The following is a 20,393-nucleotide window of genomic DNA, read 5'->3' on the forward strand; positions in this document are numbered from 1 at the left end:
CGAAAAGGGGACCTATAACTCATGCGTAATTCGCTTTTCCTGGGCGCGGCTGTCATCGCGCTCGCCATTCCGGCGGCGGCTGCCGCACAGGAAACGACGTCGTCGATCCGCGGCAACGTGACCGCCAACGGCGCGCCGGTCGCCGGCGCGACGGTCACCATCGTCAACGTTCCCTCGGGCACCACGACCTCGACGGTTTCGGGTGCGGACGGTTCGTTCTCGTCGACCGGCCTACGCGTCGGCGGACCTTTCACCGTCACCGTCTCGGCTCCCGGCTATCCGGAAACCCGCGTCACGGACATCTTCACCGTGACCAGCCTTCCCTATGAACTGCCGGTCGAGTTGGCCGCTGAGGGACAGACGGGCGGCGACATCGTCGTCACGGCCTCGTCGATCGTGGGCGCGGGCAGCAAGAGCCTGGGTCCGGTCACCGTGCTGACCGCCGCCGACATCGCCAAGGTGGCCAGCGTCAATCGCGACATCCGCGATCTGATGCGCCGCGATCCCTTCGCACGCCTCGACTATGCTTCGGGTTCGGGCCGCGCCGTCTCGTTCGCCGGTCAGAATGCGCGCTTCAACCGCTTCTCGGTGGACGGCGTGCCGATCACCGACAATTTCGGCCTCAACCCGGATGGCCTGCCGACCCGCCGCAGCCCCGTGCCGCTGGACGCCATCGGCCAGTTCCAGACCAAGGTCGCGCCCTATGATGTGCGCGAAGGCAATTTCCAGGGCGGCGCAATCAACGCCATCCTGAAGTCGGGCACCAACGAATTCCACGGCACCGGCTTCTATTCCTATTCGTCGAACAAGCTGACCGGCAACGAGACCAAGGCGGGTCCGGGCGTCCCCACCGGCCGCGTCAACCTGCCCAAGTTCAAGATCGAGAATTTCGGCGCCGAACTCTCGGGACCGATCATCAAGGACAAGCTGTTCTTCATGGTCGCCGGTGAGCGTATTCGTGCGGGCACTCCGATCGTCGAGGGCACCGTTGAGAACAACGCCGGTACGGTCATCCCGAACGTCGGCGATACCGGCGGCCTGCTGACCAACGCGACGGTCAATCAGATCACCTCGATCGCGCAGTCCCGGTACAATTACAATGCGGGCGGTGTCCTGAACAACTCGCAGGACAGCGACGACCGCCTGACCGCCCGCCTGGACGCCAACCTGTCCGATACGCAGCGCGCGTCGTTGACCTATCTGTATACCAAGGATTCGATCCGCTATAACCAGAACGCCTCGGTCACCGCGCCGAGCCTGGGTCTAGAATCGAACGGTTATATCGGTAGCAACCGCCTGCACACCGGCGTGTTCCAGCTGAACAGCGACTGGTCGGACGATTTCTCGACCGAATTCCGTGCCTTCTACAAGGATTACAAGCGCGGTCAGGACCCGGTTCTGGGTCGCGGCTTCGCCCAGTTCCAGGTTTGCTCGGCGCCGACCTCGGACCGTTCCAACCCCGGTTCGGCGGGTGCCAACGCCTCTACGACCTGCGCGCCCGGCTATGCTTCGGTCTATCTCGGCCCGGACGTTTCGCGTCAGTCCAACTCGCTTACCAGCCGCACCTATGGCGGCTTGCTGCAGGGTCGCCTGAATCGCGACAATCATGACCTGCGCATCTTCGCTGATTTCCAGGACACGAAGATCGAGAACGTCTTCCTGCAGCGTACGGCGGGCGATTATTATTTCGACTCGATCGCCGACTTCCAGGCGGGCAATGCCCAGCGCCTGCGCTACGGTAACGCCGTGCCGAGCCTGAACCCGGTCGATGCGGCCGCGCGTTTCCGCTACCAGTCCTATGCGTTCGGCATTCAGGACAATTGGCGGATCACCGACTGGTTCAGCCTGGACTATGGCATCCGCTACGACATGTATGGCGGTCATAGCCGTCCGGCGTTCAACCAGGCGTTCTTCAACCGCCTCGGCTATGCGAACACCGCCTATATCAGCGGTCGCGGCATCGCCCAGCCGCGTATCGGCTTCGACCTGCGTCCCACCAAGGACCTGTCGATCCGTGGCGGCGTCGGCATCTTCTCGGGCGGTTCGCCCGACGTCTATGTCTCGAACAGCTTCTCGAACACCGGCTTCCTGTCGAACGCGATCGACATTCGTCAGAACAACGATGGTTCCTATTCGGGCACCGGCCTGCCGGCGGGCGTCGGCGCCGCCGCACTGACCAACGTCAACGGAACGCAGATTCCGGGTGTCGTGAACAACTATCTGAATGCGGGCACGATCTCGGCGACCTCGCCGACCAACGCGCTCAGCCCCAACTTCAAGCTGCCCTCGCAGTGGCGTTCGACTCTGTCGTTCGACTATGCGCCGGACGCGCTGCCGGGCTTCAACTTCGGTGCCGACTTCTTCTACTCGAAGGTGCGCAACCAGGTGTTCTTCACCGATGCGCGCGTCGTGCCGACCGCACTGCGTACGCCCGATGGCCGCGTGCGCTATGCATCGCTTACCTCGTTCACCGATACCAATTCGGACCTGATCCTGACCAACACGACCCGTGGCCGCAGCTATATCGCGGTCGCCCGTGTGGATAAGACGTTCGATCTGGGCCTGAACCTGGGCGCCAGCTTCACCTATCAGGACATCAAGGACCAGGCCCCGGCCACCTCGTCGACCGCCAGCTCCAACTATGGCAACGGCGCGTTCCTCGATCCCAACGGGGCGGCGTACGGCATCTCGAACGAGCAGGTGAAGTACAACATCAAGTACAACCTGACCTTCGAGCGCGCGTTCTTCGGTGACTACAAGACCACCTTCGCGCTGTTCGGTGAAACCCGCATCGGCCGTCCGTATAGCTGGACCATGCAGGACGCCTCGAACCAGCGCAGCCCGGTCTTCGGGACGATCGGCTCAAGCAGCCGTTATCTGCTGTACGTGCCGACCGGTCTGGACGATGCGCGCGTGTCGTATGACAGCACTGCGACGCGTGACACCTTCAATGCGCTGATCAACGCCACCGGCCTGGACAAGTATCGTGGTCAGATCGCGCCGCGCAACGCGTTCAACTCGAAGTGGTTCACGAAGATCGACCTTCACTTGGCGCAGGAAGTTCCCACGGGTCTGGGTGCCTCGCGCATTCAGGTCTTCATGGATATCGAGAATTTCGCGAACCTGCTCAACAAGAACTGGGGCCAGCTGCGTCAGTACAGCTTCCCCTACACGCAGGCGGCTGTGCGCGTGCAGTGCCTGACCGCACCGGTCGCGACCGGCACGGCGGCGGGTTCGGCGGTGGCCACCACCTCGAGCCAGGCTTGCGCCCAGTATCGTTACCTGGCGCCGAACTCGACGCCGACCGACACGATCTCGTCGCAGGAGTCGCTCTACCAGATCCGCATCGGCGCGCGCTTCAGCTTCTAAGCTGACGCGTCCGGCGACGGACATTCCGGGGCCGCCCCTCCTTCGGGAGGGGCGGCCCTTCTTTTTTGCCCTTCCCCCGCAGGCCGTGTAGATGTCACCCGGCCATGGCCAGTCATTCGCCCGTCGCGACGTCCTCCGCTTCGCCCCCCGCTTCCGATCCCCTGTCGGTTCGCCCCTTTTTCGAGAACAAGGCGCGTGCCTTCTGGACGCTGCAGGCGGCCGGGTGGTCGGGCTATCTGGTGCTGCGATCGGTGGTCGGCATCTCCAACGGCTTTTCGCTGGAGAAGATCATCCCCGTCATCATCGAGGCGATCCTGGGCTATTGCATCACCCTGCTGCTCTCGACGCTGTACGGCTATTATCGGCGCATCCCGCGCATCATGGGGGTGTTCCTGACGCTGGCGACGCTGGCGGCGGCGACGTTCCTCTACGCCGCGCTCAATGCCTTTTCCTTTTCGTTCATCACCACGACCCAGCCGGGCGTCACCGTCACGCTGCTGATCGGCAACCTGTTCATCACCTTCGTGGTGCTGGCGGGCTGGTCGGCACTGTATTTCGCGATTAACTATTATTTGATCGTCGAAAGCCAGATCGACGAGATGCGTGCGCTGGAGCTGCAGGCCTCGACCGCGCAGTTGGCGATGCTGCGCTATCAGTTGAACCCGCATTTCCTGTTCAACACGCTCAACTCGATCTCGACGCTGGTGCTGCTGAAACAGACCGAGCGCGCCAATGCGATGTTAAGCCGGCTGTCAGCCTTCCTCCGCTACACCTTGGCCAATGAGCCGACCGCGCATGTCACTGTGGCGCAAGAGGTTGAAACGCTGAAACTCTATCTCGAAATCGAAAAGATGCGCTTCGAAGACCGCCTGCGTCCCAGTTTCGAGATCGACCCGCGCGCCGAACGGGCGCGCCTGCCCTCGCTGCTGCTGCAACCGCTGGTCGAGAACGCCATCAAATACGCCGTCACGCCACAGGAGGAAGGCGCGGAAATCCGCGTCGATGTGCGACTGGTCGGGCAACGGGTGCGGATCGCCGTATCCGACACCGGCCCCGGCTTGCACGAAATCCGTCATTCCTCAAGCGTTTCGACCGGCGTTGGACTGTCCAATATCCGCGAACGACTGGCCCAGGCTTATGGCCCGGACCACCGTTTCGAATCCCGCTCCGCGCCGGCTGGCGGATTCTCGGTGGAGATCGAAATCCCCTTCCAGCTTGAGAATGTGAACAGAGAGGCCGCATGACCATCCGTACCATCCTCGTCGACGACGAGCCCCTGGCGATCCAGGGCATGGAGCTTCGGCTCCAGGCGCACGACGACGTCGAGATCATCGAGCGCTGCTCGAACGGGCGCGAGGCGATCCGCGCGATCAAGACGCACAAACCCGACCTCGTTTTCCTCGACATCCAGATGCCCGGTTTCGACGGCTTTTCGGTGGTCCAGGGCCTGATGGAGGTCGAGCCGCCGCTGTTCGTCTTCGTCACCGCCTATTCCGACCATGCGCTGCGCGCGTTCGAGGCACAGGCGGTCGACTATCTGATGAAGCCGGTCGAGGAGGCGCGTCTTGCCGACACCCTCGACCGTGTGCGCCAGCGCCTGAACGAGAAGCGCGGCGCGGGTGAGGTCGAGAAGCTGAAGGAAGTGCTCGCCGAACACGCCCCCGACGCGGTGACCGACCTGAGCGAGGGCGGCGAAGTCGCGTCGAGCCGGTTCGAAAAGCTCATCAACATCAAGGATCGCGGCCAGATCTTCCGCGTCGATGTCGACACGATCGAGATGATCGAGGCGGCGGGCGACTATATGGTCATCAACACCGGCGACAATTCGCTGGTCCTGCGCGAGACGATGAAGGACCTGGAAAAGCGGCTCGACCCGCGCCGTTTCCAGCGGGTGCACCGGTCGACCATCGTGAACCTGGACCTGGTGAAGCAGGTGAAGCCGCATACCAATGGCGAATGCTTCCTGCTGCTGGAATCGGGCGCGCAGGTGAAGGTGTCGCGCAGCTACCGCGACGTCGTGGCGCGGTTCGTTCATTGATCTGAGGTCCGGACCCCACCTCCGTTCACACTGAGCGAAGTCGAAGTGCACGTTCCACGCTGGATTAAGCGGAAGGAGCGTGGCCTTCGACTTCGCTCAGGCTGAACGGAGGCTTGAAGCTAACCCAAAACCCAACAGCCGTTCACGCTGAGCGAAGCTGAAGCGCACGCCCCGACAGCGGCCGAAAAACCCTAACGCAGCCCCAGCATCTTGTGAGTTTGCAGCGTTAACCGCCAGCGCGGGCGATCCATCACCATGGCGATGCACGCCTCCCGGTTTTCGTCCGCGCGCGGATCGTCGAGCGGTTGGAGCAGGTGGTTCGCAAAATCCCAGCCTTCGACCTCGGCCGGATCGATCCCCGCCTGCGGCCAGACCAGCTTTAACTCCTGCCCCGAACGCTGGACGACGTCAGACCCCGCCTTGGGGCTGATGCACACCCAGTCGAGTCGCGGGTGCGCGGCGATCGTCCCGTTGCTTTCGATCGCGATGAAGAACCCGGCGTCATGCAGCGCATCGACCAGTGCATCATCGACCTGGAGCATCGGCTCGCCCCCGGTCAGCACGACGAAGCGCTCATCGCGCGACTCGCCCCAAAAGCCCTCGACCGCCGCGACCAGCGAGGCGGCATCGGCAAAACGCCCGCCGCCCAGGCCATCGACCCCGACGAAATCGGTGTCGCAGAAGCGGCAGATCGCGCTCGCCCGGTCCTGCTCGCGGCCGGACCACAGGTTGCAGCCCGCGAAGCGCACGAACACCGCGCGCCGCCCGGCCTGCACGCCCTCCCCTTGGAGCGTCAGGAACATTTCCTTGACGGCATAGCTCATCGGCTCAGCCCTGCGGCTTGACCGCATAGGCGGTGGGATCGGGGATGCCCGCTTCCTCGAAGCCGCGCGAACGCAGGCGACAGCTGTCGCACTCGCCGCAATGCAGCCCCTCGGGCGTCGGGTCGTAACATGACCAGCTGATCCCCATGTCGACGCCCAGCCGCGTGCCTTCGCGTACGATATCGGCCTTGGTCATGTACTGGAGCGGCGCATGGATCTTGAACGGTTGGCCCTCGACGCCGGCCTTGGTCGCGATCTCGGCCAGACCTTCGAAGGCGGCGATGAACTCGGGGCGGCAATCGGGATAGCCCGAATAGTCGAGCGCATTGACCCCGATGAATAGGTCACGCGCGCCCGCCGCCTCGGCCCAGCCGAGCGCGAGGCTGAGGAAGATGGTATTGCGCGCAGGCACATAGGTGACGGGAATACCCGGCTGAACACCGTCCTTGGGCACATCGATATCCGCGGTCAGCGCAGAGCCGCCAAAGGCCGACAGGTCGAGCGGCAGGACGATATGGCGTTCGGCCCCCAGCGCCTCTGCGACTCGCGCGGCGGCGGCCAGTTCGACCTTGTGGCGCTGGTTATAGTCCACCGAAAGCGCGAGCACGCGATAGCCGGCGGCCTTGGCCGAAGCAGCGGAAATCATCGAGTCCAGCCCGCCCGAAACGAGCACGACCGCCATAGGAGCAGAAGATGTCATGATGGGGCCGATCGCTACGCCCATTGGCGCGCGGTTGCAATGGTGCGTTGGGGCCGAGCGTAGGAGCTGCAAGAAAGGGCGGGACCGAACAATCAGTCCCGCCAAGGACCTGACCGGGCATGCTGAGGACCCGGGCGAGGGAGAAATCTGCTGCTGAAGCAGAACCCCCTTGTAGCAGCATGATAGTTAAAAAACGGAAAAGCCGATCCGTTTCAGTTCTTCAATTTCCAGCCCTTGCGCAGCAGGACGTAGCACAGGACCGCCATCGCGATGTCGATGCCAAGCACGACGAACCCGCCCAGCGTCACCGGCGAGTCGGCCAGCCCCAGAAAGCCGTAGCGGAAGCCTGAAATGACATAGAAGAACGGGTTGGCATGGCTGATCGCGCGGAACGCCGGAGCGAGGCCATCAACCGAATAGAAGGTGCCCGACAGCAGCGACAGCGGCACGACCACGAAATTGGTCACGGCGGCGGCATGGTCGAACTTCTCCGCCCAGATCGAGGTCAGCACGCCCAGCAGCGCGAGGAACACCGAGCCGAGCAGGCCGAACCACAGCACCGCGAACAGCGCGTGCGGCGTCACATGCACCCCCGGCCAGATCGCCATTGCGACCCAGACGGTCAGGCCAACCAGCACCGCGCGCGTTACCGCGCCGCCGACCAGCGCGGCCAGCAGCTCGGCGGTGGAAAGCGGCGGCATCAGATAATCGACGATCGTGCCCTGGATCTTGCCGACCAGCAGCGAGAAGCTGGCATTGGCAAAGGCATTGTTCATCATGCCCATCACGATCAGGCCCGGCGCGATGAAATCGGCGAAAGGCACCTGCGCGCCCGCCACCGGCACGGCATGACGGCCGCCGAGCGCGGTGGTGAAAATGATGAGATAAAGCAGCGTCGTGACCGACGGCGCCCAGATCGTCTGGAGCTGCACCTTGAAGAAACGGCGCACCTCCTTGATATAGAGGGTCTTGAGGCCGCCCCAGTTGATGTTCCGGATTACGGGTTCACCGGGGGCGGCGCGCACCGCCGAGTGGATTTCACCGAGGGGGGGCTGGCTGCTCATCGCCATAGCGCGTAACGGTTGCCGTGGCCGCCCGCAACCCGGTACGATGACTGGCGGTTGCGATGATGAAGTGAGGAAAGGTTTCGAATGTCGTGGACCGATGAGCGGATCGATACGCTCAGGACGATGTGGGAAGCGGGTCAGACCGCCAGCCAGATCGCCGAAGCACTGGGCGGGGTCAGCCGCAACGCGGTGATCGGCAAGGCACACCGCCTGGGCCTGCAGGCGCGCCCGTCGCCGGTGAAGGCCAATGAGCCCGCCGCGGCTCCTGTTGCCGAGCCGGTGGTCGCGGCCGCTCCGCCGCCGCCCCCGCCCGCGCCGGAACCCGAGCCCGAGCCTTCGCCCTTTGTGGCCGAGGATGAACCGGACACGGAGATCGAAGCCGAACCCGCCAAGGCGCGCGAGCCGCAGCCGATCCTGCGCTCGGTCGGCCCCGGCGGCTTCGTCCGCCAGTCGCCTGGCGAGCAGCAGCCCCCGCCCTCGCCCGCCCCGCCCCGCCGCCTGGTGCCCGCCAAGCCGAGCCCCGAAATGGCGGGCAAGACCTCGCTGCTCGACCTGAACGACCGCATCTGCAAATGGCCGATCGGCCATCCGGGCGAGCCGGACTTCCACTTCTGCGGCGACAAGGTGAATCCGGGCTTTCCGTACTGCGTTGCGCATTGCGGCCACGCCTATCAGGCGCAGCTGCCCCGCCGCGACCGTCGCCCGCCGCCGCCTTTGCCCTTTGGCGGCCCGCGCGTCCGCTGAGTCGGGGTTGATGAAAAGCCCGCCGGTTTCGTGACCGGCGGGCTTTTTCTTTGGCGGTTTCCCTTGGCCTTCGACTTCGCTCAGGCTGAACGGGGGCAGGACAAGCTACCTCACCGCCGTTCGCACTGAGCGAAGTCGAAGTGCACGCCCCCCCGCTCTCCAAAAGCGGCGGGGCACCCCTCACATCAGAACCGGAACGCCGCCGTCGCGCGCAGCGAGTGCCAGCGGAACTTGTCGTCCGACCGCCGGATATCCGTACCCGCCGTATTGGGCGCCAGCACGAACGGATTGGTCGCGGGCGCCGAGCCTTGCGTCACCCGGACGCGCGTATCGTCGTCGCGATACTGGTGGTACATATATTCCATACCAATCGAGAAGTTGCGCCCGATCTTCTGCTCGATACCGCCGCCGCCGAGGAAGCCGAACTGGTTGCGCTTGCCGCTGAGGGCGAAGGCGTTCGACCCGTTCGAGGTCGCGAACTCGCGGTTGATCCGCGCATAGCCGCCGCCGAACGTGCCGTAGAACAGCGTGTTGTTCGCCGCATAACCCGCGCGACCACGGACCGAGGCTTCCCAGTCGATGCTGCGGGTGAAGGTGTACCAGGCAGGCGTGGTCGAGAAGGCCGAGACGCTGTCGGTGATCTCCGACTTACCGAACTCGCCCACCGCGCCATACACGATGTTGCCGACCTGATGGTCGACGCCGACACGGCCATAATAGGCGATGCCGTCCTTGTCGTTGTCGCAACCGGTGGCGGCATTCTGCGGCGAGAGCACGCTGCGCGCGCGGCCGTTGCAGAAGCCCGGCGAGAAGGCGTTGGCGCCGGTCGAGGTCGTCACCGTGTCGCCGAACCGTCCGTCCAGATTGCGGTCGAACAGAAAGCGCGAACCGACATCATTGGGCTGCACGTCATAGCCGAAGCTGCCGCCGACATAGACGCCGGAGAAAGGCGCATCGTCCTCGCCCGCATAGGTGCCGTCCTGCGCCATGGCAGGCGCGGCGATCAACGCCGAGGCCATGGCCCCCGCCATCCAGAATTTCATCATTATCACTCCCGTACCCTTGGCATAAAGGTGACGGGCAAACGGTCCGGCCCCGTGGAAATATCCCAGGTTAGATTTTTGGCAAAGTTTTGTTGCAAACCTGCCACGCGCCACGAAGCTGGCGCAAGCGCGCCGCAGCGCCTATAGTTCCCGTTATGTCCAATGATCTGTTCGCGGGCGGTGCCCGTCCCCAGCCCGCCTATGACGCCTCCTCGATCGAGGTGCTGGAGGGGCTGGAGCCGGTTCGGCGCCGCCCGGGCATGTATATCGGCGGCACCGACGAGCGCGCGCTGCATCATCTGGCGGCCGAAGTGCTCGACAATGCGATGGACGAGGCGGTGGCGGGCCATGCTAACCGAATCGAGGTGAAGCTGGAACCGGGCAACCGCCTGACCATCGTCGACAATGGGCGCGGCATCCCGGTCGATCCGCACCCCAAATTCCCCGACAAGTCGGCGCTGGAGGTCATTCTCTCGACGCTCCACTCGGGCGGCAAGTTCACCGGCAAGGCCTATGCGACCTCCGGCGGTCTGCACGGCGTCGGCATTTCGGTGGTCAACGCACTGTCGTCGGACACGGTGGTCGAGGTGGCGCGCGAGCGTGTCCTCTATCGCCAGCGTTTCGCGAAAGGCGCGACGCTGGGTCCGCTGGAGACGGTGGGCGCCGCCCCCAACCGGCGCGGCACCAGCGTCGCCTTCACCCCCGATACAGAGATTTTTGGGCCGGAGCTGCACTTCAAGCCCGCGCGCCTGCACAAGCTGGTCCGCTCCAAGGCCTATCTCTTTGCGGGCGTCGAAATCCGCTGGCATTGCGCGCCCGAGCTCATCACCGACGATACCCCTGCCGAGGCGGTCTTCCAGTTCCCCGGTGGCCTGGCCGATCACTTGAAGGAACAGATTGCCGGCCGCGAATGCGCGACGGCCGATTTCTTCTCGGGCAATCAGGATTTCCCCGCCGAGCAGGGCCGCGTCGAATGGGCGGTCGCATGGCCGCTGTGGAGCGACGGCAGCTATAGCTGGTATTGCAACACCATCCCGACCCCCGATGGCGGCACCCACGAACAGGGCCTGCGCCAGGCGCTGGTGCGTGGGCTTCGTGCGTTCGGCGAATTGGTGAACCAGAAAAAGGCCAAGGACATCACCGCCGACGACGTCATGGTCGGCTCCGAACTGATGCTGTCGGTCTTTATCCGCGAACCGCAATTTCAGAGCCAGACCAAGGACCGCCTCACCAGCCCGGAAGCCGCCGGTCTGGTCGAAAAGGCGGTGCGCGACCATTTCGACCATTATCTCTCGGCCAATATGGAGCGCGGAAAGGCGCTGCTCGGCTATGTGCTCGACCGGATGGACGAGCGCCTGCGCCGCAAGGCCGAGCGCGAGGTCAAGCGCAAGACCGCCACGTCGGCACGCAAGCTGCGCCTGCCCGGCAAGCTGACCGACTGTTCGGCCGACAGCCCCGAGGGGACCGAGCTGTTCATCGTCGAGGGCGACTCGGCAGGCGGCTCGGCGAAACAGGCACGCGACCGCAAGACGCAGGCGATCCTGCCGATCCGCGGCAAGATCCTGAACGTCGCCAGCGCCACCTCGACCAAAATCCTGCAGAATCAGGAAATCGCCGACCTGACGCTGGCCATGGGCTGCGGCACGCGCAAGGATTGCGACCCGACCCAGCTGCGCTACGAAAAGATCGTCATCATGACCGACGCAGACGTGGACGGCGCGCATATCGCCACGCTGCTGATGACCTTCTTCTTCCAGGAAATGCCCGATCTGGTGCGGCGCGGGCACCTCTATCTCGCCCAGCCGCCGCTCTATCGCCTGACGGTCGGCGCCAAGTCGCTCTACGCCCGTGACGACGCCCACCGCGCCGAGCTGGAACGCACCGCTTTCAAGGGCAAGAAGGTCGACGTCGCCCGATTCAAGGGCCTGGGCGAGATGAACCCCGGCCAGCTTCGCGAAACGACGATGGACCCCGCCACCCGCAGCCTGATCCGCATCACCCTGCCCCAGGAATATGAGGAGCGCGCAGGCGTCAAGGACCTGGTCGACCGGCTGATGGGCAACAACCCGGCGCACCGCTTCGCCTTCATCCAGGAAAATGCGGCGCGGCTGGACGAAGAGGTCATCGACGCCTGATCGGCCAGGTGTTGTTTCGCTTTTTGCGATCGGCTAACGTGACATCGGGCGGCCACCTGTGCCGCCCTTTGCTGTTTGAAGGAGACGTCCCGTGACCATCACCGCCCTGATGCCCGTTTACCCACGGTGCGGGGTGCGTCCGGTCCGAGGCGAGGGCGTCTATCTGTATGGCGAGGACGGCGAGCAGTATCTGGACTTCGCCGCCGGTATCGCGGTGAACGCGCTGGGCCATGGCCATCCCAAGCTGGTCGAGGCGATCGCCAAGCAGGCCGCGACGCTGATGCATGTGTCGAACCTGTATGGCAGCCCGCAGGGCGAGCATTTCGCCCAGCGGCTGGTCGATTCGACCTTTGCCGATACGGTGTTCTTCACCAATTCGGGCGCGGAAGCGGTCGAGTGCGCGATCAAGACCGCGCGCCGCTATCATTTCGCCAATGGCAATCCGCAACGCCACACGCTCATCACGTTCAACAACGCGTTCCACGGCCGGACGCTGGGCGCGATCTCGGCGACCAATCAGCCCAAGATGCGCGACGGGTTCGAGCCGCTGCTGCCGGGCTTCGCCTATGCGCCGTTTGACGATCTCGAAGCCGCGCTCGCGCTGATCGACGACAACACCGCCGGTTTCCTGGTCGAACCGATCCAGGGCGAAGGCGGTCTGCGCCCCGCGAGCATGGAATTCCTGCAAGGGCTGCGCAAGGCGTGCGACGAGCATGGCCTGCTGCTGGTGCTGGACGAGGTGCAGTGTGGATATGGCCGCACCGGCAAATTCTTCGCGCATGAGCTGTACGGCGTGAAGCCCGACATCATGGCGTCGGCCAAGGGCATCGGCGGCGGCTTCCCGCTCGGCGCGTGCCTCGCGACCGAGGAAGCGGCTAAGGGCATGGTGATCGGCACCCACGGCTCGACCTATGGCGGCAACCCGCTCGCCATGGCCGCCGGTGAGGCGGTGCTCGACGTGATGCAGGAGCCGGGCTTCCTGGAGCATGTCGAGGCGATGGGCCAGCGCCTGCGCTCGACGCTGGAGCAGATGATCCCGAACTTTGACCATCTGTTCGAGGAAGTGCGCGGCCACGGGCTGATGCAGGGCCTGAAGATGAAGAGTGACAGCCGTCGTTTCGTCGCACATTGCCGCGACAACCACGGGCTGCTGCTGGTCGCGGCGGGCGAAAACGTCATCCGCATCCTGCCGCCGCTGGTCATCGACGAGAGCCACATCACCGAGTTCGCGACGAAGCTGTCGGACGCCGCGCGCGTCTACGTCCCCGCCGCCGACGACTGATCCCAAATACTGATCTTTGGCACCCCGGCGGCGGCAAACCGCCGGGGGACGGAGTATAGACCCATGACGATCCGCCACTTCCTGAACCTCGCCGACGCCGGTCCCGAGGGTGTGACCGCCATTCTGACCGATGCGCAGGCCCGCAAGGCCGCGCGCGCCGGTTTCACCAAGGGCCGCGTCGATGCCGATGCCCCGCTGGCCGGGCACACGCTGGCCATGGTGTTCGAAAAGAACTCGACCCGCACCCGCGTCAGCTTCGACATGGCGATCCGCCAGCTGGGCGGCACCTCGATCGTGCTCGATGCGGGTACCATGCAGCTGGGGCGCGGCGAGACGATCGCCGACACCGCGCGCATCCTGTCGGGCTATACCGATGCGATCATGATCCGCACCGACGACCATGCCAAGGTTGAGGAGATGGCGCACTATGCCACCGTGCCGGTCATCAACGGCCTGACCGACCTGTCGCATCCGTGCCAGATCATGGCCGACCTGCTGACCGTGATCGAGGCGGGCAAGACCCTGTCGGGCATGAAGGTCGCGTGGCTGGGCGACGGCAACAACGTGCTGCACTCGATCGTCGAGGCGGGCGGGCTGCTCGGCTTCGACGTGGTCGCCGCCTGCCCCGATGGCTATCACCCGGAGCCGGGTACGCTGGAACTGGGCCAGGGCCGCGCGACCTGCACCACCGATCCGCGTGCGGCGGTCGAAGGCGCGGACATCGTCGTCACCGACACCTGGATCTCGATGGGCCAGGCCCATGCCGAGGAAAAGCTGGCCGCGATGATGCCTTATCAGGTCAATGCCGACCTGATGGCGCTGGCCAAACCCGATGCCAAGTTCCTCCACTGCCTGCCCGCGCACCGCGACGAGGAAGTAACGGCGCAAGTGATCGACGGTCCGCAGTCGCTGATCTGGCCCGAGGCGGAGAACCGCCTGCATGCGCAGAAATCGGTACTGCGCTGGTGCTTCGGCCAGATCGGTTGATCGCGGCCAAGCTCATACTATCTATGGAGAGGCCGGCGGGTTCGTCGGCCTTTTCTCTTTCCCCGCCCACCGGCACCATATCGCCCGGACATCCTCCGGTGCGTAAAGGCACGAGCATGACCGACATCACCCTGCCCGACCTCGACCGCGCGATCGCGTTCACCATCCCCGAGCAACATGCACGCGGACGGCTGGTGCGGCTGGGCCCCGTGCTGGACGAGATTCTGGCGGCGCACGCCTATCCCCCGGTGATCGAGCGGTTGCTGGCCGAGGCGCTGACCCTGACCGCGCTGATGGGCGCGACGCTGAAGGACACGAACGGCCAGCTGACCATCCAGACGCGCAGCGACAGCGGCGTGATTCGGCTGCTCGTCTGCGATTATCGCGGCGGCGAGCTGCGCGGCTATATCCAGTATGACGAGGAACGGCTCGCCGAGCTGCCCGCTGACCCGACCCTGTTCGCGCTGTTCGGCCAGGGCTATCTGGCGATCACCTTCGATCTGGCGGTGACGGGCGAGCGCTATCAGGGCATCGTACCGATCGACGGCGAGACGCTGTCGGCCGCCGCCGAGAGCTATTTCATCCAGTCCGAGCAAATCCCCAGCCTGCTGCGCGTCGGGATCAGCAAGGGGCCGGACGGCCGGACCGTCGCGGGCGGCCTGTTCCTCCAGCACCTGCCCGAGGGCGAGGAAGGCCGCGAGCGCCTGCACGTCAAGCTCGACCATCCCGAATGGGAGCATGTCCAGGCGCTCGGCCAGACGATGCAGGTCGAGGAACTGGCCGACGCCGCGCTGCCGCTGGAGACGCTCGTGTGGCGGCTGTTCCATGAGGAGCAGGACGTGCGCGTATCGGAAAGCCCCGCCATCGTCCGCGGCTGCCGCTGCTCGGCGGAATATATCGCCAGCGTCATTACGAAATTCTCGGTCGAGGAACGGCGCGAAATGGCGGATGCCGATGGCCTGATCCAGGTGGACTGCGCCTTCTGCGCGAAGAAGTTTCCGGTGCCGTTCGACGCAGAACCTGCGGCCTAAATCTCCTTCCTCCCCTTGCAGGGGAGGATTAGAATACCGCCGTGTTCCCCGGCGAAGGCCGGGGTCCAGCTGCCATGTCAGGGAGACGGCGCGGTACGACGCGTGGGAGGCATCGCTCCTCGCTCGCTTTTGCCTCCCATGCAAAGGGAAGCCGTCTCTGGAATCGTATCGCAACTGGGCCCCGGCCTTCGCCAGGGTACAGGGGCAGGCGCTTACCCCCCCAGCGCCTCGACGAGCGCCTTGACCTTCTGCTGGCGCCATTGCGGCAGCGGGGCAACCAGCCAATAGCCCATGCGCGAGGGCACCGCCTCGCCGGTGGCGATCACCCGCCCCTCGGCCAGATCGCGCTCGGCCAGCAGTTGCGGCACGATCGCCCGGCCCAGCCCCGCCGCGACCGCGTCGATCGCCAGGCCGGCATCCGTCACACGTACCAACGGCGTCCCCTCCTCCGGCGCACCTGGCCAGGCGATCAGCGGCGCGTCTTCGGGCCCGATCGCGATCATCCCGTCCGACTCGATCGCCTCGCCCTCCAGTCCGCCGGGTCCGTCACCCCAGCGGATGGCGAGGTCGAGATTGGCCTCGGTGAAGTCCAGTCCCTCGTCCGATGCGATCAGCGAGAAACGCAGGTCCGGGTCGCTTGCGGCGATGGCGGCGAGGCGCGGCATCAGCCACTTCTCGGTCACGTCGCGCGGGGCGGCGATGGTCAGCGACTTGGACGACTGCCCCGCCTGCATGGCGCGCACGGCATCCTCGAATTGCAGGAAACCGGCCCGCAACGGTGCAAGACCCGCCTCGGCTTCAGGGGTCAGTTCCAATCCGCGCGTGGTGCGGCGGAACAGGACGACGCCCAACGTATCCTCCAGCGCGCGAATCTGCTGGCCGACCGCCGCCGGGGTCACCGCCAGCTCGTCGGCGGCGCGGGTGAAGCTCAGATGGCGCGCGGCGGCGTCGAGCACGCGCAGGCCGTTGAGCGGCAGGTGCGTCCGCTTCATGTTTCCACCGCCGGGGCGATGAGCGCGAAATGCGGGATGGCCACGTCGAAGGTCACGCCGTCCGCGCCGACCATGCGATAGCTGCCCTGCATCGCGCCGCTGGTCGTGGCGAGCGGGCAACCCGAGACATAGTCATAGGACGCGCCCGGCTGGATCACCGGCTGTTCGCCGACCACGCCCTCGCCCTCGACCGAATGCCGCGCACCGCGCGCATCGGTGATGATCCAGCGCCGGGTGAGAAGCTGGACCGGCTGGTCGCCCTCATTCTCGATACGGACATGATAGGCCCAGAACCAGCGCCCGCGCTGCGGCTCGGACTGTTCGGGCAGATAGCTGACCGACACGCGGACCGTCACCGGCCCGGTGGTCAGCGCATGGGGGAAGAGCGCCTTCACAGACCCACGACGCGTAGCGCCTGGTCGAGATCGTCGATCAGGTCGTCCGCATCCTCCAGCCCGACATTCAGGCGCAGCATGCCCTCGCCGATGCCCATCTCGATCCGCTTGTCCTCGGCGACACCCGCATGGGTGGTCGAGGCGGGATGGGTCATCAGCGAGCGCGAGTCGCCGATATTGTTCGAGATATCGATCAGCTCCAGCGCGTCGAGCAGGCCGTGCGCCTGTTCGCGACCGCCATCGAGTTCCAGCGCGAAGATGCTGCCGCCCGCCTTCATCTGGCGCATCGCCAGTTCATGCTGCGGATGGCTGGGCAGCGCAGGGCACAGGACGCGCGGCACGCGGCCCTCCAGGAAGGTCGCGACCTTCAGCGCCGATTCCGACTGGCGATGGATACGCAGGTCCAGCGTCTCCAGCCCCTTCAACACCACCCAGGCGTTGAACGCCGATAGGGTCGGGCCGGTGTTGCGGGTGAAGGGCAGCAGGGTGTTGGTGATGAAATCCTCGGTCCCGCAGACCGCGCCCGCCAGCACGCGCCCCTGCCCGTCCATCATCTTGGTGGCGGAATAGGCGGTCACGTCCGCGCCGAAATCCATCGGCCGCTGGAGCGCCGGGGTCGCAAAGGCATTGTCGACGACCGTGGTGATGCCGCGCTCGCGCGCGATGTCGCAGATGGCCTGAAGATCGGCCACGTCCATGGTCGGGTTGGCCGGCGTCTCGAAGAAGAAGACCTTGGTCTCGGGGCGCACCGCATCCAGGAACGCCTGCGGGTCGCGCGCATCGACGACGGTGGTGGCGATGCCGAACTTGGGGAGCAGCGTATCAGTCAGCCAACGGCACGACCCGAACGCCGCACGCCCGCCGACCAGATGGTCGCCCGCCTGCAACTGGCAGAGCAGCACCGCCGTCATCGCCGCCATGCCCGACGCCATGGTGCGGCACGCTTCCGCGCCCTCCAGCAGCGCGATGCGCTGCTCCAGCATCTCGACGGTCGGGTTCTGGAGGCGGGAATAGGTCATCCCCTCCTGCTCGCCCGCGAACCGTGCCGCCGCGTCCCCTGCCCGGTCGTAGCAATAGCCCGAGGTCAGGAAGAGCGCCTCGGAGGTTTCGCCATATTCCGACCGCGCGGTGCCGCCGCGCACGGCCTGCGTCGCGGGGCGCCATTGGGAGGTGATCGAACGGTCCTGGCCAGTCTTGCGCTTCATGCCCGTCCATTTGCCGGTCCGGGGGGCGGGGTTCAAGGATATTCGGTCGCGCACCCGATATGTCCGCGTTACGCCAGCGGAACGGAAAAGCGCCCGATCCGGTTATTCCACCGATCCAAACAGGGAGAATAGTCATGAAGATCCGCATCGGCCTGCTGATGGCCGCCAGCCTGGTGTCGCTGTCCGCCTGCAACGGCAAGGGCACCGATAAGCTGGCCGAGAATGTCGAAAAGGCCGCCGACAACCGCGCCGACGGCATGGAAGACCAGGCCGACGCGCTGCGCAACCAGGCCAAGATGCTGGACAAGCAGGCGGAAAAGACTCGCGACTATGCCAAGGACCGCGCCGATGCGATAAAGGCCGCCGACGTCAATGCCGCCGCGATGAGCCCCGAGCAGCGCGAGGCGGTCATCGACAACCAGGCGGCAGCGGTGCGCTGAGGCAGCAATTTCCTCCCCTGCAAGGGGAGGTGGCAGTCCGCAGGACTGACGGAGGGGTGTCACCATCAGCGGGGACACCCCTCCACCAGCTTCGCTGGTCCCCCTCCCCTTGCAGGGGAGGATTGTGACTACTGCGCCTCGCGGTGGTTCGTGACCTTACCATAGATCGGCTTGGCCACACTGGTCAGCTTGTCGCTGGCGTCACCGGTAAGGTCGAAGAACAAGATGCGGTTCGCCCCTGCCTTCAGCCACGGGGCCGGCGTGTAGAGCGTGTGGACCGGCCCGACGCTCCAGAAACGACCGAGATTATGGTCGTTCAGCCACAACTGCCCCTTATGCGCGCCGCGCATGTCGAGATAGGTGTCGCCGGGCTTGGCGACGGTCATCTCCGCCTCGTAGAAACACGGACCGGTGCAAGGCTTGGCCGACAGCTTGAGCGACGACAGGTTATCCATCGGCAGGCGGAACATCTGCCAGTCGCTAAGCGGCTGCCCCGCCAGCGTCACCGCGCCGGTCAGGCCCGCCTGCTCGGTGCGGATCGCGTGCGAATAATTCACCCGGCCGGTATTCTCGACCAGAATGTCGAGCGTCGCGGGCTTGGCGCGCGCCGGTAGCTCCACCGTTTCCTGATCCAGACGCCGGTCCAGCGTGCCGACCAGCGCGCGGTTCAGATAGACCTGCGCATAGCTGTGCATGCCTTTCAGCGTCAGCGTCTGGGCAGGCCCCGCCGGAACCGCGACACGGTAGAGGACATAGCCGTAATTCTGGTCCAGTTCCTCAAAGGTCTTCGGCTGCGCCGCGCGCACCGGCACGGGCAGATTCTCCCACAGCGAGGCACTGCGCCGCACCGCCGAAACCGGGAAGGTCGTCGCGACCGTGGGCGCAGGCGTCGGCGCGGCGGGCTTGCCGGTCACCTCGGCGATGGCGGCGGCGATCAGGCCGTATTTGTAGCGCGGATTGCCCGCCTCATCGATCGGCGCGTCATAATCATAGCTGGTGGTGTCGGGATGATAGTCCTTGCCGGTGTGCGAATCCGCCCCGTTCATCCAGCCGAAGGTGGTGCCGCCATGCACCATGTAGAGCGAGATCGAATAGCCTCGCTTGAGCATATAGGCCATTTCCTCGGCCTCTTTCTTGCCGTCCGTCTCGTGGTGCTCCTCGCCCCATTTGTCGAACCAGCCCGCCCAGTACTCGCCGACCATGCGCAGGCCATCGGGGCGGTACGCCTCCAGCTTGGCGACCGAGCTTTGCGCGCCGCCCGACCCGAAATTGACGACCGAGGGCAGGTTGGGCAGCGACCCCTTGGCCAGATCGCCCCCCTGGTTGGAGGTGAACAGGATGCCGTCGCCCAGCCCGGCGCGCTTGTAGCTCGCCTCCAGCCCGCGCAAATAGGCCTGATCGTCGCCGAATGCGCCATATTCATTCTCGAGCTGCACCGCGACGATCGGCCCGCCGTTCTTGAGCAGCAGCGGCTTCACCTCCTGCCCCAGCCGCATCAGCCAGCGATCGACGGCGGCCGTGTATTTGGGGTCGGTCGAACGCAGCACGAGCTTGCGGTCCTTGAGCAGCCAGGACGGATAGCCGCCCAGCTCCCACTCGGCGCAGACATAGGGACCGGGGCGCAGGATCACGTCCAGCCCCTCGGCCTGCGCATCGCGGATGAAGGCGACGATGTCGTTCTGGCCGCTGAAGTCATAGACGTCCGGACGCGGCTCATGCGCGTTCCAGAAGGAATAGGTGGTGATGGTGTTCAGCCCCATCGCCTTGGCCTTGCGCAAGCGGTCGCGCCAATAGGCGCGCGGGATGCGGGTGTAATGCATCTCGCCTGAGATCACCTGATGCGGCTGGCCGTTACGCAGGAAACCCTTGCCCTTCACCTCGAAGGTCCTGGCCGGACCGTCATTCGATAGAGGACTTTGCGCCGATAGGGGCGACAGCGCGCTGGCCGCCAATAGGGTCAGGATCATCGGTCGGAACCGCTGCGTCACGTCACTCTCCCGTTCATTCTGTCGCATTTCGCACAGACGGGGTTTGGGACATATCGCATCCCGCCCCCGCTTCGGACCCATGGGTGCCATGCGGGACGGGGTTTCGTCAAATTGTCTGACGAATGAACGAGATTATCCTCCCCGGCACGGGGA

17 protein-coding genes are annotated in these 20,393 nt (G+C 65.3%); 9 read left to right on the forward strand and 8 right to left on the reverse strand.

The features are described 5' to 3' along the window. Positions 1-21 precede the first annotated feature (21 nt). The 3 genes from KV697_RS07190 to KV697_RS07200 all read left to right on the forward strand — a co-directional run bounded on the left by KV697_RS07190 (position 22) and on the right by KV697_RS07200 (position 5,407). Positions 22-3,369, forward strand: a complete 3,348-nt coding sequence (locus KV697_RS07190; RefSeq protein ID WP_219020713.1) for a TonB-dependent receptor — start codon at positions 22-24, stop codon at positions 3,367-3,369. 104 nt (positions 3,370-3,473) lie between these two features. Continuing rightward, positions 3,474-4,613: a sensor histidine kinase gene (locus tag KV697_RS07195; protein WP_219020714.1), complete on the forward strand. Its 1,140-nt coding sequence runs from the start codon at positions 3,474-3,476 to the stop codon at positions 4,611-4,613. Then, positions 4,610-5,407, forward strand: a complete 798-nt coding sequence (locus tag KV697_RS07200) for a LytR/AlgR family response regulator transcription factor (protein WP_056431755.1) — start codon at positions 4,610-4,612, stop codon at positions 5,405-5,407. Before KV697_RS07195 ends, KV697_RS07200 begins: the two co-directional genes overlap by 4 nt. Before the next feature lie 191 nt (positions 5,408-5,598). Here the strand turns inward: KV697_RS07200 and queE are convergent, their stop codons facing one another. From queE to KV697_RS07215, 3 genes are all read right to left on the reverse strand, one after another. Further along, positions 5,599-6,231: a 7-carboxy-7-deazaguanine synthase gene (gene queE / locus KV697_RS07205; protein WP_219020715.1), complete on the reverse strand. Its 633-nt coding sequence runs from the start codon at positions 6,229-6,231 to the stop codon at positions 5,599-5,601. Positions 6,232-6,235: 4 nt separating this feature from the next. After that, positions 6,236-6,931 carry a 7-cyano-7-deazaguanine synthase QueC gene (queC, locus tag KV697_RS07210; RefSeq protein WP_219020716.1) on the reverse strand — a complete coding sequence of 232 codons (696 nt, stop codon included), beginning with the start codon at positions 6,929-6,931 and terminating at the stop codon, positions 6,236-6,238. A 212-nt stretch (positions 6,932-7,143) separates the two neighbouring features. Beyond that, complete coding sequence (locus KV697_RS07215; RefSeq protein WP_219020717.1) at positions 7,144-7,995, reverse strand: ABC transporter permease; 852 nt, start codon at positions 7,993-7,995, stop codon at positions 7,144-7,146. Positions 7,996-8,082: 87 nt separating this feature from the next. On the opposite strand from KV697_RS07215, the gene KV697_RS07220 reads away from it, so the two are divergent. Next, the gene (locus tag KV697_RS07220; protein ID WP_219020718.1) at positions 8,083-8,742 is read left to right on the forward strand and encodes a GcrA family cell cycle regulator; all 660 of its coding nucleotides are present in this window, start codon (positions 8,083-8,085) and stop codon (positions 8,740-8,742) included. A gap of 185 nt (positions 8,743-8,927) precedes the next feature. On the opposite strand, the gene KV697_RS07225 is transcribed toward KV697_RS07220, so the two are convergent. Beyond that, the gene (locus tag KV697_RS07225) at positions 8,928-9,788 is read right to left on the reverse strand and encodes an outer membrane protein (RefSeq protein WP_219020719.1); all 861 of its coding nucleotides are present in this window, start codon (positions 9,786-9,788) and stop codon (positions 8,928-8,930) included. Positions 9,789-9,940: 152 nt separating this feature from the next. On the opposite strand from KV697_RS07225, the gene parE reads away from it, so the two are divergent. From parE to hslO, 4 genes are all read left to right on the forward strand, one after another. Continuing rightward, entirely contained in the window at positions 9,941-11,920 is a 1,980-nt protein-coding gene (parE, locus tag KV697_RS07230; protein ID WP_219020720.1) for a DNA topoisomerase IV subunit B, read from the forward strand. A gap of 91 nt (positions 11,921-12,011) precedes the next feature. Next, positions 12,012-13,202: an aspartate aminotransferase family protein gene (locus KV697_RS07235; RefSeq protein WP_219020721.1), complete on the forward strand. Its 1,191-nt coding sequence runs from the start codon at positions 12,012-12,014 to the stop codon at positions 13,200-13,202. A gap of 63 nt (positions 13,203-13,265) precedes the next feature. Beyond that, positions 13,266-14,189: an ornithine carbamoyltransferase gene (gene argF, locus KV697_RS07240; RefSeq protein ID WP_219020722.1), complete on the forward strand. Its 924-nt coding sequence runs from the start codon at positions 13,266-13,268 to the stop codon at positions 14,187-14,189. A 116-nt stretch (positions 14,190-14,305) separates the two neighbouring features. Further along, entirely contained in the window at positions 14,306-15,220 is a 915-nt protein-coding gene (gene hslO, locus KV697_RS07245; RefSeq protein ID WP_219020723.1) for an Hsp33 family molecular chaperone HslO, read from the forward strand. Between the two features lie 212 nt (positions 15,221-15,432). Here hslO and KV697_RS07250 read toward each other — a convergent pair whose 3' ends face one another. From KV697_RS07250 to KV697_RS07260, 3 genes are read right to left on the reverse strand one after another with little or no spacing between them, the layout of a single operon-like run. Continuing rightward, on the reverse strand, positions 15,433-16,212 hold the full coding sequence (locus tag KV697_RS07250) for a LysR family transcriptional regulator (RefSeq protein ID WP_219020724.1): 780 nt from the start codon (positions 16,210-16,212) through the stop codon (positions 15,433-15,435). Then, positions 16,209-16,607: a Co2+/Mg2+ efflux protein ApaG gene (gene apaG, locus KV697_RS07255; protein WP_056431721.1), complete on the reverse strand. Its 399-nt coding sequence runs from the start codon at positions 16,605-16,607 to the stop codon at positions 16,209-16,211. The genes KV697_RS07250 and apaG overlap by 4 nt, the downstream gene beginning before the upstream one ends. Then, complete coding sequence (locus KV697_RS07260) at positions 16,604-17,812, reverse strand: trans-sulfuration enzyme family protein (protein WP_219020725.1); 1,209 nt, start codon at positions 17,810-17,812, stop codon at positions 16,604-16,606. Before KV697_RS07260 ends, apaG begins: the two co-directional genes overlap by 4 nt. A gap of 134 nt (positions 17,813-17,946) precedes the next feature. Here KV697_RS07260 and KV697_RS07265 point away from each other — a divergent pair, with 134 nt between their 5' ends. Then, positions 17,947-18,252: a hypothetical protein gene (locus KV697_RS07265; protein WP_219020726.1), complete on the forward strand. Its 306-nt coding sequence runs from the start codon at positions 17,947-17,949 to the stop codon at positions 18,250-18,252. Between the two features lie 128 nt (positions 18,253-18,380). Here KV697_RS07265 and KV697_RS07270 read toward each other — a convergent pair whose 3' ends face one another. Beyond that, positions 18,381-20,240: a glycoside hydrolase family 35 protein gene (locus tag KV697_RS07270; protein WP_257575686.1), complete on the reverse strand. Its 1,860-nt coding sequence runs from the start codon at positions 20,238-20,240 to the stop codon at positions 18,381-18,383. Between the last annotated feature and the right edge of the window lie 153 nt (positions 20,241-20,393).

This window comes from Sphingomonas sanguinis, assembly GCF_019297835.1.
In the GTDB taxonomy this organism is placed as follows: Bacteria; Pseudomonadota; Alphaproteobacteria; order Sphingomonadales; family Sphingomonadaceae; genus Sphingomonas; species Sphingomonas sanguinis_D.

Bases quoted from the DNA above. Each gene is read 5' to 3' on its own strand.
- KV697_RS07190 (WP_219020713.1), top strand. From the start codon at position 22: ATGCGTAATTCGCTTTTCCTGGGCGCGGCTGTCATCGCGCTCGCCATT.
- KV697_RS07195 (WP_219020714.1), top strand. From the start codon at position 3,474: ATGGCCAGTCATTCGCCCGTCGCGACGTCCTCCGCTTCGCCCCCCGCT.
- KV697_RS07200 (WP_056431755.1), top strand. From the start codon at position 4,610: ATGACCATCCGTACCATCCTCGTCGACGACGAGCCCCTGGCGATCCAG.
- queE (WP_219020715.1), bottom strand. From the start codon at position 6,231: ATGAGCTATGCCGTCAAGGAAATGTTCCTGACGCTCCAAGGGGAGGGC.
- queC (WP_219020716.1), bottom strand. From the start codon at position 6,931: ATGACATCTTCTGCTCCTATGGCGGTCGTGCTCGTTTCGGGCGGGCTG.
- KV697_RS07215 (WP_219020717.1), bottom strand. From the start codon at position 7,995: ATGAGCAGCCAGCCCCCCCTCGGTGAAATCCACTCGGCGGTGCGCGCC.
- KV697_RS07220 (WP_219020718.1), top strand. From the start codon at position 8,083: ATGTCGTGGACCGATGAGCGGATCGATACGCTCAGGACGATGTGGGAA.
- KV697_RS07225 (WP_219020719.1), bottom strand. From the start codon at position 9,788: ATGATGAAATTCTGGATGGCGGGGGCCATGGCCTCGGCGTTGATCGCC.
- parE (WP_219020720.1), top strand. From the start codon at position 9,941: ATGTCCAATGATCTGTTCGCGGGCGGTGCCCGTCCCCAGCCCGCCTAT.
- argF (WP_219020722.1), top strand. From the start codon at position 13,266: ATGACGATCCGCCACTTCCTGAACCTCGCCGACGCCGGTCCCGAGGGT.
- hslO (WP_219020723.1), top strand. From the start codon at position 14,306: ATGACCGACATCACCCTGCCCGACCTCGACCGCGCGATCGCGTTCACC.
- KV697_RS07250 (WP_219020724.1), bottom strand. From the start codon at position 16,212: ATGAAGCGGACGCACCTGCCGCTCAACGGCCTGCGCGTGCTCGACGCC.
- KV697_RS07260 (WP_219020725.1), bottom strand. From the start codon at position 17,812: ATGAAGCGCAAGACTGGCCAGGACCGTTCGATCACCTCCCAATGGCGC.
- KV697_RS07265 (WP_219020726.1), top strand. From the start codon at position 17,947: ATGAAGATCCGCATCGGCCTGCTGATGGCCGCCAGCCTGGTGTCGCTG.